This window comes from Aequorivita viscosa, from assembly GCF_900106795.1.
Taxonomy (GTDB): Bacteria; Bacteroidota; Bacteroidia; order Flavobacteriales; family Flavobacteriaceae; genus Aequorivita; species Aequorivita viscosa.
In genome coordinates this window covers 20,352-36,717 of record NZ_FNNS01000011.1, presented here as the reverse complement: position 1 = coordinate 36,717, position 16,366 = coordinate 20,352, and the positions used below count along the sequence as shown (strand labels likewise).

At 34.9% G+C, this 16,366-nt stretch carries 12 protein-coding genes; 2 read left to right on the top strand and 10 right to left on the bottom strand.

What is annotated here, in order from left to right:
- A partial coding sequence (locus BLW28_RS15880) for a hypothetical protein (RefSeq protein ID WP_218143094.1) occupies positions 1–232 on the top strand: 232 nt, incomplete at its 5' end.
- A 93-nt stretch (positions 233–325) separates the two neighbouring features.
- Here the strand turns inward: BLW28_RS15880 and BLW28_RS07970 are convergent.
- The 10 genes from BLW28_RS07970 to BLW28_RS07925 all read right to left on the bottom strand — a co-directional run bounded on the left by BLW28_RS07970 (position 326) and on the right by BLW28_RS07925 (position 14,787).
- Positions 326–2,626 carry a T9SS type A sorting domain-containing protein gene (locus tag BLW28_RS07970; protein ID WP_073217334.1) on the bottom strand — a complete coding sequence of 767 codons (2,301 nt, stop codon included), beginning with the start codon at positions 2,624–2,626 and terminating at the stop codon, positions 326–328.
- Between the two features lie 106 nt (positions 2,627–2,732).
- Positions 2,733–4,307, bottom strand: coding sequence for a tetratricopeptide repeat protein (locus BLW28_RS07965; RefSeq protein ID WP_159431754.1), 1,575 nt, complete (start codon positions 4,305–4,307; stop codon positions 2,733–2,735).
- 384 nt (positions 4,308–4,691) lie between these two features.
- Positions 4,692–5,822 (bottom strand): glycosyltransferase family 4 protein, encoded by a 1,131-nt coding sequence (locus tag BLW28_RS07960; protein ID WP_073217341.1) that lies wholly within the window; start codon positions 5,820–5,822, stop codon positions 4,692–4,694.
- Positions 5,807–6,832 carry a glycosyltransferase gene (locus BLW28_RS07955; protein WP_073217344.1) on the bottom strand — a complete coding sequence of 342 codons (1,026 nt, stop codon included), beginning with the start codon at positions 6,830–6,832 and terminating at the stop codon, positions 5,807–5,809. The genes BLW28_RS07960 and BLW28_RS07955 overlap by 16 nt, the downstream gene beginning before the upstream one ends.
- Entirely contained in the window at positions 6,833–8,182 is a 1,350-nt protein-coding gene (locus BLW28_RS07950) for an O-antigen ligase family protein (protein ID WP_083540696.1), read from the bottom strand. It lies immediately after the preceding gene.
- 426 nt (positions 8,183–8,608) lie between these two features.
- Complete coding sequence (locus BLW28_RS07945; protein ID WP_073217352.1) at positions 8,609–9,949, bottom strand: glycosyltransferase family 2 protein; 1,341 nt, start codon at positions 9,947–9,949, stop codon at positions 8,609–8,611.
- The gene (locus tag BLW28_RS07940) at positions 9,946–10,863 is read right to left on the bottom strand and encodes a glycosyltransferase family 4 protein (RefSeq protein WP_159431755.1); all 918 of its coding nucleotides are present in this window, start codon (positions 10,861–10,863) and stop codon (positions 9,946–9,948) included. Before BLW28_RS07940 ends, BLW28_RS07945 begins: the two co-directional genes overlap by 4 nt.
- A 330-nt stretch (positions 10,864–11,193) precedes the next feature.
- Positions 11,194–12,579 (bottom strand): asparagine synthase-related protein, encoded by a 1,386-nt coding sequence (locus BLW28_RS07935; RefSeq protein WP_073217354.1) that lies wholly within the window; start codon positions 12,577–12,579, stop codon positions 11,194–11,196.
- 84 nt (positions 12,580–12,663) lie between these two features.
- On the bottom strand, positions 12,664–13,791 hold the full coding sequence (locus tag BLW28_RS07930; RefSeq protein WP_073217357.1) for a glycosyltransferase family 61 protein: 1,128 nt from the start codon (positions 13,789–13,791) through the stop codon (positions 12,664–12,666).
- A 21-nt stretch (positions 13,792–13,812) separates the two neighbouring features.
- Entirely contained in the window at positions 13,813–14,787 is a 975-nt protein-coding gene (locus BLW28_RS07925) for a glycosyltransferase family 2 protein (RefSeq protein ID WP_073217360.1), read from the bottom strand.
- Positions 14,788–15,946: 1,159 nt separating this feature from the next.
- Here BLW28_RS07925 and BLW28_RS07920 point away from each other — a divergent pair.
- The gene (locus BLW28_RS07920) at positions 15,947–16,330 is read left to right on the top strand and encodes an HU family DNA-binding protein (RefSeq protein ID WP_073217365.1); all 384 of its coding nucleotides are present in this window, start codon (positions 15,947–15,949) and stop codon (positions 16,328–16,330) included.
- Positions 16,331–16,366: the final 36 nt, after the last annotated feature.

Here is a 16,366-nt window from a genome sequence, read left to right as displayed (position 1 = left end):
GCAACCTCCACCAATAATCAATCTTCAATCGTTAATCGTCAATCGTCAATCATTAATAATCAATCTCTTATCAAATATTAATAATAAAAGGAAGGATGTGGATTTCGATTTCAATTTCAATTTCGTTTTCAATCCCCAACCTCCAACCTCCAACCTGCAACCTCCAACCCGCAACCTCCACCAATCATCAATCATCAATCTTCAATCGTTAATCGTAAATCGTCAATCGTAAATCAGTTATTAAATATTAATTATAAAGGGAAGGATGTGGATTTCAATTTCAATTTCATCCCCCATTCCCTCCCCTATTCCGTACAACCTCCGCTTATCGCTTCACAATTCGCTTAAAATACACAGCATTAGCATCATCTTGTACACGAACCATATAAACACCTGAATCTAGGTTTGAAATATCTAATTGGATTACTGACTCAGCCGCTACAACTTTTGAACCTGTTAACGAATAGACGGTAATATGGGTTGTGACTGTGTTTTTTAGGGCAACATTAAGTACGTCTGAAGTGGGATTTGGGTAGATTGTTAATGGGTCTAAAGTCTTTGTAAACTCGTCAATCTCCAACACATTAAAATCTATAGTATATTCAACTAAGCCAATATCATAGGTGCCGATATATACTGTTACGGAGCTTTCGTCAAATACATAGGCAGATGACTGTGCGCCTATCCCGAGTAATTGATCATTGTCTATAGTTGTCCAGGATTCACCACTGTCTTCAGAATAATGTAAGGCATATTCCGTGAACTCTGAATTATAAGTGGCTGCTACCATCGCACCTTCTGTTTCGGTTGAAAATGCAACACTAGAAACGTAGCCAGATAATTTTTGCGTCCAACTAGAACCGCCATCTTCAGAAATAAAAACACCTTGTGTGCAAGCAAACGCCATACGTTCTGGATTAAACGGGTCAGTGTCTATCTGAAATATAAGGTCGTCGTCGTTCATTCTTTCTAGTCCGTCGCTGCTATTAACCCAAGTAGCCCCTTCATCGGTAGATTGATATACTTCCGCACCAACAGGCATCGTAATCAGGCCAGCATCGTCTATATCGATATCCATAATAAGGTTGAGATTTGGCAAGGTGACATCGGTAACAGAAACATTTGTTACATCACTGAAATCTATTTTTAATAGTTGCGTTTCACTAGGTTCATATCCAGCAAAGGCTGCCATTATCGTAGAAGGTGAATTTGAAAATGTGGCTACAGCAGTTATCTTATTAGTAAAAATAGAGTGTAGAAAGTTTTTCGTTTCTCCGTTATCATCACTTACATTTAAGGTTGTCCCCATAAACCCTGAAGAAAAGGTATAAAGACGATTTGGAGTGATTTTATCTGCAAACTGGGTTATCCCCACATCATTAGCCATCATGTTTAGCGGTAGAATATCATATGCAGTATCTTCACCTGTATTCAAATCTCTGTGCGCATAGCCAAACTGAACGCCGTAATAAAGGTTTGCAGCAGCATCGCTACTATGTATATCCATATTTCCAGTACTTGCAAAATATGGCGTTTTAAACCAAGCTATTGTTTCTCCGCCATCTGTTGAATGTAAAGGAACGTAATTGGCACTGATAAAAATTTCCTGTGAATCATTCGGGTTGTAGGTTGCATTGAGCCCGTAGTAATAACTCTCGGGGTTATCTTCTAGATATACATAAGACTCCCAAGTAGTTCCACCGTCTTCAGAAATTACGATTTCGTTTTCTTCTAACACTATAATTTGTGATGGGTTGTTTTCATTAAACTTAATTACGTTAATACTATCCATTATGCCATCCGTCCAGCTAATTGATACAGCGTTAAACGTCTCTCCGTTATCGGTAGATTTATAAATATTTTCTATTGTGCTACCATACCCTGTTCCAATCCAAATATTTTCAGGGTTTGTGGGGTCAAAAGTTATTGGATCTAGAATAATGCCCGATAGTTTTTCTTCCCAAGTTTGTCCTGCATCGTTAGAAACAAATAAACCACCTTCAATATCTGTACTTCCATTACTTCGGGTAAGGAAAACCTTTTGAGGGTTGGTAGGACTAATTGCTACCCCGTTAATAAAAACAGTATCGTTGTCGTTGGTATAGTAGATCATATCCCAATTAGCACCCCCGTCAGCGGTGTAAAATGTTTTTCCTTCTACGTCAAAACCCACTTTATAGTTAGTATCAACGATTAAAACATCCATATCGCCTTCATAAAAATGATAGGATCTTACAAAAGCATTATCACGCTGATTTGGCAATGGGTAGGTTCTAATGATAGATTCTGTATCCAGGTCGAATACTCGAATTTCATTTAGGTTAGAATTAGGAAAATATGCTGAAAAAGTTAATGCTGAACCATCTGCTGTAAGTCGTAGTTTCTCTACCCTCGCACTTTGACCATTCAGTATAGAATACATTATATCCCACGAATTTCCATTGTCTTCTGAAACAAGAATATGGTTTCCAAGCGTATGGGCGTATAGTTTGTTTGGCACTGTAGCGTCATACGTAATATCAAAAATTCTTCCAAAATCTGTTGAACCTGTTACCTCTAACTGAGCAAACGAAATTTGGTTTGAAAAGCAAAAGGCTAATAAAAATAAAGTAATTGCGTTTTTCATAATTTAGTTTTTTAGTGAATTTCAATATTCAAGAATTAAAATCTAAATAATAAAAAAAACTTCCTAATTAATGCGACTTCTACGTGAAAAAGCGTGACATCGGGGGTTAAAGGCCTGTAATATAACCATATAAGCCACCGCTGTCGGCTAAGCCAATTTTGTTGCTAATTCGTTCTTTTCGCTTTCTCACTGCCTCGACTGTTATGTTAAAAAGTGAAGCAATTTCTTTGGTGGTAAGATTCATATATAGGTAACACAAAAAGCGAATGTCGTTTGCCGTTAATTCAGGATGTAAACTCCGAAGGTTTGTGAGCATGCCGTGATTCACCTCTTCAAAATGGGTAAGAAAGCTATCCCATTCTGAATCATTTTTAAGTAATTTATTTAGCTCCTTTACTTTCGCAGATAGAAAAGCATTTCTAGCGATTTCAGTTTGGTCAGAAAGTCTGCTAATAACCTCTTTAATCAACTCATTGCGTGCCGAAATTTGCAATGCCTTTGCGGCAAGCTGTCTATTTCTATTCTCAAGTTCATTTTTAAACCGTTCCTCCTTTAACAATGCCTTGGCTTCTTTTGATTGCAGCTGCTTTTCCAGTAAGAGATTATCGCTTTCTTTCTTCTGAAGTTCAAGCTCGATAAACTCTTTGTTCTGCTGATCCAAAATTCTGCGTTGCTTGTTTTTAATGATGTTATTATACATCGCCCACACAATTAGAATTATAATCAACACCGAAATCCCTAGCAGGCTGTATAAGGTTGTGCGTTCCTGAATCTGCAACTCCCTGTTGCGCTGCAGTTCCCTTCTATAATCGGCTATTTCGAACTTTACTTTATTGTTTTCAAACAACCGGCCATTCTTTAAAATGTTTAAAGAGTCTTTGAGGTTGATTATTGAATCCTTTGCGCTTAAAGCATTTTTATAACTGCCAGTTTGAATACTAACTTTAGCGAGTTGCTTATGCGCATTAATCCTGTTTTCAAGGTTTTTGGAAGCTTCGAGGGCTTCTTCAGCATAGCGTATGGCGTTTGAATTTTCCCCTAAGTCTAAAGCTATATTTGATAAAAGGATTAAAATAGAAATCCGGTCTTCGTTAAAAGAAATAGATTCCAATTGCGGAAGGGTGTTGAGCGCTATAGATCTCGCTGCTACTAAATTTCCACTTTTGTATTGGTTTTCGGCTAAGGCTATCGCGATTAAAACATAAATAGCTGAATCCGCGTCTAGCACCTCCTGCGCTTTTGATAAATATTTTGCCGCTATGTCCAATTTGTTTTGTTGATTCGCAACAATCCCTAAGTTTATAGCGTAAAGTCCTGTTTTAAATGAATCATTTTGCTCCTGCGCAAGTACGTAGGCCTTAGAAAAATATTCCTCTGCTTTATCAAAATCTTCTTCCTTACTATATAGAATTGCAATGTTGTTTAAAACAATCATTTCTTCATTCTTGTCTAGATGTTTTAACGCGATGGTATAGGCTTCCAGGTAGTTATCAAGCGCCTCGCCATAGTCTAGCATGGAATAGTAATTTGCGCCAATATTATTAATAGCCAAAAAGTGTTGCTTATACCAAGAATTTTCCTCGGCGATTGTGCGGACTTTAGTCAATAACTCTAATGACTTCGTGTATTCATTATTACTTCTCGCCTCAATACCCTGTTTCAGTAAGCTATCTAATTGCACCGGATTTTGTGCGAATAATATTGGACTGAAAATCAAAAAAAATAACTTATAAATAGCTTTCATAGACTTGGAAAAATGTAAAGTTACTTTATATCTCAAACAAGTCAAGGCCAAGGGAAATATTTAAAGCTAGTCGTGTCCCACTATGACGTAAGATACTTCAGCTTCGCTCAGCAACCACTACTGGGCTGAAAGACGTAGAACCTGCCTGTCGTGCCTTGGCAGGCAGGCATTAGTTTGTAAATTGTGCGTTTTTCGGTTGCTCGAACCAAGGTGCTATTTGTTAATAATCACGCTATTGGTGTAATTGTTTCGCGCAAGTCGGTGTAGTGCTTCTTGGTATTTTTGTTACTGTAAAGAAGAACTTACTGAAATTAGGTGACGCTACTTACCTTTCTTAAACACCATTTCATCCAACTTACGTTTATAATTTTCGAAAGTGAATAATGTAGCAACCTCGACAATATTATTAGACTTTTCTTTGAGATCCTGTGCGTCTGTATTAATTGCGTTTAAAAAGACTTCCTCAAAAGGTTTATTACTACTTATCTTCCAAACAAATCCGTTTGAGTCATTGATGTAATGCGTAATACTGCCTACATCTGACACAATCGGAATCACTCCATAACATGCAGCTTCCGCAATGACTTTTGGAAAACCTTCAGATTTTGACGGCAATAATAAAAAATCAGCTTTTTTAAGAAGTTCATGCACTTGCTCTGTAGACAAAAATCCGTGAAAGTTGACTTTATTCCCTAAAAAACTAGCTTGATTTTCATATAAAATTTTGTTTATGCTATCGCCAACAAAGTGAACTTGTTTTATCGTATTAATAGGTATATTGTTTAAGGCTTCAATAATCTTGTCCACCCCTTTTGCATTGTCTAATCGACCAATAAATATAAAAGTAAAAGGGCTTTCAAACACTTTCTTTTTAAGGCTAATCTTACCTTCTATCAAATCAGTGTTGTATAAGCAAGGATTCTCGAGCGATATACAATGTTTAGGTTGATCCTCCCAAAATCCATTTATGGCTACTTTAGAATGCTTAGCTTTAAGCAAAATACTACGTTGAAATTTATAAAAGAAAGGCAAGGTGTTTGGATCCCAGCTGCCTGCAAACTTATTCCACCAAATCTTTTTAGGAAATAAAAATGAAATTAAGACAGCTATAAAGGCAGGATGCGATGGTAAACGAGTATGAATAACATCAGCTGTGGAGATATACTTTAAAATTAAAAAAAATAAATATGGATACAGAAGAAGAATTTTAACAACCTCTCGAACTGATTTCCCTCCCATTTCGGGAATTAGAATAGTTTTAATGTTAACAGATTTTACAGGAATAAGTGTACCTACACCCATTTTATCGGGTCGATTTGCTCCAATCCAAATAATTTTCTCAAAATCACTTTGGATAAGTTCTAATTCCTTTACCACAGGTCCAAAACCAAAAACCTGACCATTCACTTTATACAGTGCCGTATCAGAAACAACTACTAAGTTTTTATACATGCATAAATGTTTTCTAGTTTTTCAAAATATTGCTCCTCGCCAAAGTATTGCTCAAAAACTCTTTCCATCTTCGGGGTGTTAGGAGTTGAATTCATGATTAAATCGAGTCGTTCTTTCCACTCCGCAACCTTAAAATTATCAATAAAGTACTCCGGGAAATGTGGCTTAAGTATTTTAGCGACTTCCCCTGTTTCATATGCTAAAAAGGGAAGTCCTTGAGCTAAATACTCTATTAATACGAGTGGGCCTGTTTCTGACGGGGAAGTATGTAATCCCACTTTGCTATTTTTTAGGATAGATTGAACTTCTTGCGAATTAGTAACAAAGTTGGTAGACAGTTTATTTTTTTCACTAAACGCTCGTAATTTTTCATAATAAGACTGCCCTTGAACATGTCCAATTATACGAATTGACTTTTTTGAAAAACTTTTCACAACTTCCAATGCAAAAAGATTATTCTTAGAACTCTTTATATTCGAAACCAACACAAAATCAGTTATAGTACGCGTTTGCTTAACATTTGTCCTTAAAATAATATTCTCTAATAAATATACACTCTTAATAGATAAACCAATTTTCTTTACGGCGTGTTGATTAATTTCTTCACTTACACCGATATAGTGTTGTGGCTTTAATAAATATTTAAATAATAAAAGTTGTTTCCCTACGGTTTTAAAAGAGCTGTGGTCTTGAAGAATAATATTTTTTTTAACTCCCGATAATATATTTACTAACCAAATATACCGAAATACATGTTTGCTATGACAATGTATAATATCAAATTGTTTGAGTATTTTACTACAATTATACATCGAAACTACACTCCATTTACTTTTTCTACTGAAAGGTAGTATGGGCACTTTTAACTGTCCAGCTAATTCACCCTTATCTTTTAGTAATATTAAGGCCGAAACATCTCGGTTGTTTTCATAAAGAATATTACACATGTCAACAAATACCCTCTCAGCACCACCTACTTCTAACGTATCAATTATTTGAAGAACTTTCATTTAATTACTATTTATATCCCTAATATTCTCTTCTGAATAGGCTAAAGTTGAATATTGACCAATAACTGCTTGTGATTTTGCCAATGTTTTTTTTCGTTTTGCAGGTTTTTTTACAGGGCTATAATCAATATTTAAAAGACATAAAGCGTAAATAAAAGCTGGAGCAGCAATACGCATGGCCGAATGCATAAGGGTTAAAAACCAAAATGATAAAAAAGCTAAAAAATATATGTTTTTTCGACCTTGTAGTTTTGTAATCATCGGGGCAAAAATAAGTGTAAGGAGTGCCAAGAGACCAAAGAGCCCATGCTCCGAAAACATCCGTGACACTTCATTATGAGAAGCAGCTTTTACTCCCAGTTCTTCTTCAAAATTATCAGAAGAGCTTCCAACGCCACCTCCTAACCAAGGATTGCCTATAAATTGAGAAAACTCTGCTTCAATTAACTTTCCCCTACCCGTTGTAATATCTTTTTTTTCTACTCCTTTTGCATTTTTATTGGTGTAACGATTTACAATCATTCCTCCTGTTGTAACTTCGGTATAGCCCCATAGAAACACTACGCCAAGACCTATAACAAATAACTTGATCATGGTTTTTCTTTTAGTTATTGCAGTGCTATTCAGATAATAAAAGGTAATAAAAATACCAGCCATTAGAACGGCAGTAATAACACCTCCTCTTGAAAAAGTCAACAAAGCTCTATACCCCATTAATGCCATAAAAAACATCATTGTCCAATGCACCAACACATTTCTATAAGGAATAAAAAATCGTGTTACTAAGATAAAAAAGCCTAGGCCAAGCATTGTCGAAACTTGATTTCCGCTATAACCACCAGAGGTAGCTGAATTTGATTGAGTTGAAATGAAAAGTTCTCTACCCGTTGGAGTGTATAAAATCACATAAATTGTGGTAGCAATAAGCGGATAAACAATATAATCTAAGATTTTAAGAAGTTCATCCCTTTTAATTGTTCTTCCAAAACAAAAAACACTGGCTACAGAAAGGCAAAAAGGACCACTTAGATTAAATAAGACCGTCTTTCTAAAATTTTCATCAAAGTCAATATTGCTTAACGTTAAACCAACGGCTGGCAGCAGAAACAATAAATATAAGACATACGGGACAGCATTTTTTTTGAACCCAACATATACCATACCCCATAACGAAAAGAAAATGACTGCATATTTTCCCTGTTCCCAAAATATAGTGGAGCGTGCCATTCTAATAAATACTTCTAAACCGGTAAAATAGGACACTGCTAAAAGTGCAGTAACAAATTTATTTTGTGAGACTATCATCCGATAACAAAAGAAAGCAAAGGCAGCAATAAAATAAAAAACCATAAGGTTTCTATTCAGGGAGGCAATAAACGCTATCCCAACATGGAGAAGAATAATTCCTAATGGCGCTAATTTTTTAAATAATGATTTAATAACAGAAAAGATTTATTTTTTTATAATAGACAAAAGTAAAATTATCAACGGTATACCAACCTTTTTAAATCAATAATTTAAACTGTATGGTTTCTTTAATAAGTAACAATCCAAAATATTATAACCTACTAAATTTGTTTACAGAAAATGTTATTAAAAAAACCATTGAGATACAATTAAAAATCATTGGTTTATCAAGTTAATTAAGAAGGATTCCAATCTAATGAAAGTAAAAAACACAGCAATTTTCCAATACGTTTTAACCATAGTTCTGAACAATCAACATTATACATTTAATTGGGAATTTGTATGTGTAATTAAGAGCCCCTAATATATCTAATTCAGATATGCTATCATCGCCCCTTGCTTTAATTTTTCACTAGCAAGTCGCCATGATTTTGTGACTTGAAATATCAACAAGGGAAGTAATAAAGGCAAAAGTAAAAGCGACATTAATTTTAAAATTTTATTTCTTTTAAATTGATATGGAATCAATGAAGGCGCTACGGAAGGTATCACCATTAGGACAGCTTTTTTGTTTCCAAAGTACTTTCTCGCGAGATAAAGAACACTCGGCACAGGTCTAGGTGCATTCCATTTTTTGGGTCTCCATGCATCCCAGCTTCCGCCCGCCACTCGCAATCCACCTTCTGGAGCCTTTACATCTATACAGTAAGCTATCGGATTTGAGACTAATTTATAACCATTTTGGTACAATCGTAGCCCAAACTCTCCATCTCCACCTCGTTGTTTTTCAAATTGCCTGTCATACAAACCAACTTTCTTGAAAATATCTCTCCGTAGCATTGCATTTCCAGTAGCAAATTGTTCAGCATATTTAAAATAATTACGCTCTTTTGGAATTGTGCTACCCTGAGGAAAGAACACACCACAAGAAACATCCGCATTAAAGAAGTCAATTGTTTTGATGTGATTTTCAATTAAGGTTTCTGGAATCCGAATATCATCTTCTGACATAAGTATAAACTCTCCTTTTGCTGATTTAATAGCTTCATTTCTAGCTTTCCAAAGAGCCTTTTCCTCTTGAAACCAAAATTTTAAATCTAGATTCCACCCTTTATAAAAATCTTCTTGAAAATCATCTGTTTGGTCAACTACTATAACTTCAAAGTTTTTATACGTCTGTTGTTCCAAATCTTTAAAAACATCTTTTAGGTAGTCGTATCTATTCAGAGTGGGAATTACCACCGAAATTAATGGCTGTTTTTCTATTAGCTTACTTTTAAAATTGTTATATCCAGGATACTCAAAATGATTTAGCACATGGCTTTGACGTTGTACATTACGGGTTTTCCAGAATGCGGAGAGCTCTTTAAAGGGATTGTGTAAGGTAATCAAACGGAAAAACAATACATAGACCGCCCAAAGCTTGTGAAAGTTTTTTCTAAAAAAACGATACTCATCTTCAATTGGTAGTTTAATTTCTTGCCACACATCAAGCCCTTGTTCTGCAGTGTTGATAATAAATCCCTGCTGAAAAGCTCTCCAGGCCAAATCCCTATTTTGTGCATCAATGCTATTATACTCTATATCTTTCTCTATATCATAGCCCTGTTTCACAAGTATCTCAACTGTAGGAAAATAGGCGTAATCAAGTTTTGGTTTTAAATTGTAATACCAAGTAGGGTGTATGTACTTAAAAAATTTAAACATCATAGTTTATAAAAATCTACAAACTCTTGGGTTTGTTTCTCGATATTAAATTCATTCTTTACTCTTTGGATGGCTTTCTCAGCGATCTCATTCTTTCGCTTAGTGTCTAGAGCAAGCACTTCTTTAATCTTGTCGGCCAATAACAGAGGTCTTCTTTTAGGGACCACCCAACCTGTTTGGTTGTCCAATACATTTTCACTTAACCCTTCGGCATCAGACACGATACATAATAAACCCATTGCCTGCGCTTCCAAAACGGCATTACAAAATCCTTCTTGAATACTATACTGTAGATAGATAGTGGCTTCCTCTAAGTGTTTTTTAACCTCTGCATGAGGTAGTTTTCCTGCAAATTTAACATTATTTTCAATACCAAGCTGATGTGTGGCATATAGTATTTGTTCATATTCAATACCTTCACCTATTATGGTATAAATAAAATCAACACCTTGGTTTTTGAGAATTGATAAAGCCTCAAGGGTATATACAAAACCTTTCTTCCAATGCAACCTTCCAACAGTCAAAAACGATATCGCTGCACTTTCATTCCTAGTGGATTGTGTGAAAAATGTAGTATTAATAGCTGGTGTAATCTTGGTTATGATTTGTTTGTTTTCCAAACCTTGCCCGTAAAGCAATTCGGCAATATCATCAGAAATTACGTGTATTTTATCTACTTTCTGAAATAGCTTCTGATAACATCCCGGGTGTTTTAACGGATATATACCTATATCAAAACCTCTGAAACTAACTGCCATTTTCGCCCCCGTGACTTGTGCTATATTTTCTCTGCCCAATGCCATAGTACCAAAACCAAAATGTAACCAATCTGTTTTATAACGCAATATAAAATTATTAGAAATAAGTTTCTTTAACCTTGTCCTAAGTAATTTAGTTTCCCCTTTTTCTAATGCCAAGTAACTCATTGAAGTTTTATAATTAAACAAAAAAGCTTTTAGTAACTCAATTATACTATTGATTACAACTATAGCGATATTACCATTTAACCTAGGTGCATAACTTATTTCGCAGGATGGCGGTTGTTTTGTTCTATTTGAGCTCGCAACAAAAACAATTACTCTAGCCCCATTTTTTTGTAAACCAGCAATTTTACTTTTAAAAAATGTTTCAGAATACCCTGGCACAGAGGGCAAGACTAAACCTATTGTTATATTCTGAAGTGCTTTCAAACTATGCATTTATTAGAAAAAGGCCTATACATCAATTATCATCTTTAACTATGATGTTTATAATTGGTTGTGCTTTGCAAAAACCGATAATGTGAGCAACATACTCAATGGATGCGAATATGTTACTGCATTGTCAGAATTAAATTTATTTAAAATTGAAGTAACTACTTCAGGTGCTACGAAATTTTTAAAGTTTGGATTCTCAAATAGCCATTTCTTAAGCTGCTTTTGATTATCATCACCTAAAAACTGTAACTCCCAATTGCGTTGAACGGTGAAATGAGGCTTCAGAGTTCTTTTAGCCTTGTCAATAACTCTATATGGCAAATTATAAGGCGCTTTATTTAAATGATAATTATAGAGGTTAAAAGGGCGCTGTGCTTCCCATGTAATGCGTGCTAAGTCAGGATTCCTCAACTTTAGGTAGGCAATCTGGATTTGTCTGTCCGCCAAATATTTCTCAGGAACCGTACAAATGAATTCACACATCCTATCGTCATAATACGGTAGCTCCATCGGTCGTTGTGACTCAAATACACTTAAGTTAGTGTTGGTCCATCGTGGTACCCAATGTATGTTTTTAAAAGCCCTAATTTGTGCATTAGCACTCTCCTGAATATCAATTTCACTTAAGAGACTTTCAATTCTTGTGCGAATATACTGCTCAAAATCACCTTTTAAGCCCCAGGACTCCCAGAGCATATTCCCTACGGTTAAACCACCTTTTTTTATTACAATTTTGAATAAATGATTCACTTGGCTTTCAAAGGGCAATTTGTCATCTACACCCATATCATCAAAAACCAAATCACCTAAATGCCCCAGGCTAAACACATCACCTAATTCTTTATATTTGTCTAAAAAAGCCATCTGTCGTGGATGTGTGAATTCAGAATAGCAATCATTTATTCGAGCTAAATCCTCTATAACATTCCACAAATAGCCTTTAGGCACTTCCCAACTCTGAAAAGGAAAACCACAGACTTCAGCGATTTTTCGAGAATATTTAGTCTCGTCATGCCCTTTACTAAAACTATAACTATAACTGTTAGTTTCGATTTTAAGATGAGCCAAAGCTGCAGCCTGGGTTCGGCTATCTAATCCTCCTGAAAGTGGTAATATCACCTTCCTACCCACTGACTGATCTGCTACGATAGTTTCAAAAAGAGCGGCAAATTCTTGAACTATTTGATCAAAAGGACGCTCTATAGGTGAATAATGCCATTTAAAGTAGGGTTTCTCTTCTATCACTCGTTTATTATCTTCACTTATTACATAATCTGTAAAAGGACGAAGGGTTTTAAGTTCTTTGTAAAAAGTATCAGTGTCCAAGAAAAAACCAACAGCGGCGTACACACAAATTGCCTCTAAATCAAGGGTATGCTTCTCCCCTACAAAATCAGAGCGATAGGGAATGATAGGAGTTTTTATATGTTTATTCATTTCAACTGATTTAACTATTGCTTATATTAATTTGGAAATTTCATGACTGCTGACAAATATTCTTAATAGTAAATAATAAACGTATTATATTTTTTCTAATACTAATTGTATCTCGCCTATATCATATCTAACTGGCGCTAGCTTTTGACTATAAAACATCTCTCTTTCGTTATGAGGGTCCCTGATTTCATCTACATTAGTCGTCAGACTAAATATTGGAAAATACTTTAAACGTAGTTGGTATGACATAAAGAAAAAACTAGGAACTACAGCATGATTTTGTAATTCTATTACCGTTAGCTTAGAATCTGCAAAAATTAAATTCCCAAAGCCAGCTCCATGAATCCCTGCTATGACTTTTGCTCTATTGACCAGATAGGCTTGTTCAAAAACAGTAAAATCCTCAAAAGAGATTACTTTAAAGCCATAACTCAAAAACAGCTGCTCTACTTCATCGTCATTAAGAATACTTCTAATGCTGTTTTTTCTTTTAATAAAGATTCTATCGTAGGTCTTTATACTGCTATCGTCTAACGTAGCTATTATTCTGTTCTTAAAAAAATCGCTTATATTACTCGAAAAATAAGGTGCATGTTTTGACCAATATAGGTGATGCACACAACATGCTTTTTTTGCTTTAATAAATCTATACCCATCTACTATGGCGATTGAGAATTTGTCTTTGTAAAGTTCTAATACCTGATGATATATGGTTGGAGCTTCTTTTGCAACAACTATCGTTATCTTTTGATCTAACAAGCTCAAATAATATAGTTTGATTAGCCCATCAAACCAAATGTGGAAGTAACCTACGTTCAGGTGGGGATTAATAACTGAAACTAACCCGTCAATATGTAAATAAGAAGTTAGTCTGCTATGATCGGTTTCTGTTCTATCTTCATTTTTTAAAGTCCCTCTAATGATATCTTTAGCACTATTAATCATAACACCGGTGTCGAGATCGACATATACATCAGTATAAAAACTAACATCAATATCTGCTTCTAAATGTTTGGGGCTTCCGTCATAGGCAATCAGCTTTTGATACTTAAGATACTCAATATCCTTTGCTAATGACAGCGATGCTCGCACAACACTTATCTTCTTCTCAGGAGATTGATTAACCCTCTTTACAATATACTTTTTTGAAAATATATTCAAGAAAGGATATAAAACCTTCTTTATTGCTATTTTGGTTTGTTTTGAAATCATAGTCTTAAATATCGAAAGAAATTAAAAAACAATTTTTAATACTCTTTTGCCTAAACTATATCCCCTTTTTGTGATTTTTGACAATACTAAAACAAAATATAAGATAACAACTTGTCTTGTGTCAAGATAAGGATTTAGTGAGCTTACAAACTCAATTATTTTTATTTGATTACTCCCAATTATTACTTGGTTATGAAATAAAAGCGTCATTTTCCATAATAAATGATTCTTTAATTCGTCATTTAGTCTTTCAACATTATCAAAAAATGTTTCTTGATAAACTTGAAATTTATTAGCTAATAGAATTTTTTGATTAAAATTCTGAATACTTTGTATAGAGCTATTGTGAATACGCCTTAATGCCAAATCTTGGTCTAAATATATACCTTTTATATTTCCGTGACACGCTACAATTGAAACAAAAAAATTATACTCTTGACCTGATTTTAGTTGCTCATTAAACCTTTGGTTGTCAAGGATTGATCTGCGACCAAGTAAGTCAATAGTTCCCCAATAATTTTTATCTATAGAGTAATTTAATAAACTAACTTCACTACATATATTTTTATCAAACTTCTTAACTTGTTTTTTTAAATTAGGTGATTTCGTATAAAAGTTACCATGTTTAGCAACCGAAAAATCATATTCGCTACCTATTAAAGCATCTAATTGTAACTGTAACTTTTCTGGTAACATCAAGTCATCACTATCAAACCAAATAACATAGTCACCTTGACACATCTTAAAACCATAATTTCTAGCTCCATTTCCTCCAGGACTATGTGTGTTAGGGCGTAAATAAAACTTAAATCGCTTATCTAGTTTTAAATATTTTTGAACTACCTCTTCAGTATCATCCGTACTCCCATCATCCACAACTATACATTCCCAATTTTGATACGTTTGCGCCAAGACAGAGTCTAGCGTCTCTCCTATTAAATGGGCGCGGTTGAAAGTGGGGATAATGATGGAAACCAATGGATTTTGGTTAGTCATTTTAGTGTTGATTTAAAGATTTCAAAAATAGGAAAAATGTTAACGAAATTAACGAAATGATGGGGAAATGTTTTGGGGTGTCGGTTGTGGGTTGTCGGTTTTCGGTGGTGGGTTTTCGGTTGTGGTTGATAGTCTGTTACTTGGTTGTTAGTTATCTGTTGTCGATTTTCGGTTATTTTTAGTCGTATGTCGTACATCCTTAAGTCGTATGTCATTATTGGTTGGTAGTCGAATTCAGTTCTCTGTTGTCGGTTGTCGGTTGTTCATCATTCCACCATTCAGCATTCAGCATTCATCATTCTACATTCAACATTCGAAAGTCGTTATTCTGTTGTCTGTTGTCGGTTTGAGTATGTTTGAATAAGGTTGCCTTTTTTATCCTGCTACAACACAAATTGATGGCTTCTAAACCCCCGTATTTAAAGGGTATAGAGCGGGTCGAAATTTCATGCGTATGAAATTGTTATTTCATGCGCATGAAATTGTTGTTCCATGCGCATGAAATTGTTGCTCCATACGCATGAAATTTTGGCTTCTTGTACACGAAAGGTTTGTTATTTGAAAATTCATTGTTTTGACAAGGGCAAAAAACAAAAAAAATGGGCTTAATTAGCCTTTAAAATAAAGGTGAAAAATTTGAATCTAACCCCGCCCTAAATGAATTTTGTTGTCTCTTTGATTTTCTAATTTTCACGAACTCCCTTCATTTTTTCATCCAAAACCCTTCGACTGCACTCGGACAAGCTTCAACAATCCCACCTACCTTTAGACCGAATACAGACAGAGTTATCAACAATTAGAATAAAAAAAAGCCAGTTTTTTGTGAATTTACATGGGTTTTATGGTGATAATAGATTCTTTTTGGGAGTTGTTGTTGCAAATTATCAAAAAGAATGATAGCCCTATCTTCCATTAACAAACTACATCAATACCTTGTTTTTCAGATAGTTAACCGAACGGTGTGTTAGTTCATTACAAACTAAAACCTACAAGCCTGATTATGAGTTGTTTTCCTCTTGTTATAGCAAGTTTTAGTTGTTGATAAGTCATTTTTTTTGCTTCACTTATTTATTTGTAATTTTATACCGCAGTCAAAGTGATTGCCACCGCAAGGTGAAACGCGTTCTTTGAGGTGATTGTTTAATTTAAATGGAACAGAATGGTAACATTTAAGTCTAGACCTAGACACAACCCGTTAGACCCAGAAGCTCCCAACAAATTCTATGCAATTCCTGTATATACAGGAAACATGGGACTTAAGGAACTCTCAGACGAAGTAGCTGAAAAAAGCTCGCTCACGCGAGGTGATTGCTACAACGTTATTCAGAATTTTTTGAGTACCATGAAAAAAGCATTAGACAGAGGCTATATAGTCAAGTTGGATGATTTGGGTACGTTTCGCACAACCCTTAGTAGTACGGGAGCGGAAACGGCAGAAGAACTGTCATCGGCGAACATTAAAAAAGCACGAATTCGCTTTACGCCCGGTGATGAACTCAAAGGTATGCTTGGAAACATGAAGTTTTCAAAAAAAATAGGATAAGCTGGCACTTACCCTATTTTAAATACCTTTTGAGTA

Bases quoted from the DNA above. Each gene is read 5' to 3' on its own strand.
- BLW28_RS07935 (WP_073217354.1), bottom strand. From the start codon at position 12,579: ATGAATAAACATATAAAAACTCCTATCATTCCCTATCGCTCTGATTTT.
- BLW28_RS07960 (WP_073217341.1), bottom strand. From the start codon at position 5,822: ATGTATAAAAACTTAGTAGTTGTTTCTGATACGGCACTGTATAAAGTG.
- BLW28_RS07945 (WP_073217352.1), bottom strand. From the start codon at position 9,949: ATGATGTTTAAATTTTTTAAGTACATACACCCTACTTGGTATTACAAT.
- BLW28_RS07925 (WP_073217360.1), bottom strand. From the start codon at position 14,787: ATGACTAACCAAAATCCATTGGTTTCCATCATTATCCCCACTTTCAAC.
- BLW28_RS07950 (WP_083540696.1), bottom strand. From the start codon at position 8,182: ATGGTTTTTTATTTTATTGCTGCCTTTGCTTTCTTTTGTTATCGGATG.
- BLW28_RS07955 (WP_073217344.1), bottom strand. From the start codon at position 6,832: ATGAAAGTTCTTCAAATAATTGATACGTTAGAAGTAGGTGGTGCTGAG.
- BLW28_RS07970 (WP_073217334.1), bottom strand. From the start codon at position 2,626: ATGAAAAACGCAATTACTTTATTTTTATTAGCCTTTTGCTTTTCAAAC.
- BLW28_RS07920 (WP_073217365.1), top strand. From the start codon at position 15,947: ATGGTAACATTTAAGTCTAGACCTAGACACAACCCGTTAGACCCAGAA.
- BLW28_RS07930 (WP_073217357.1), bottom strand. From the start codon at position 13,791: ATGATTTCAAAACAAACCAAAATAGCAATAAAGAAGGTTTTATATCCT.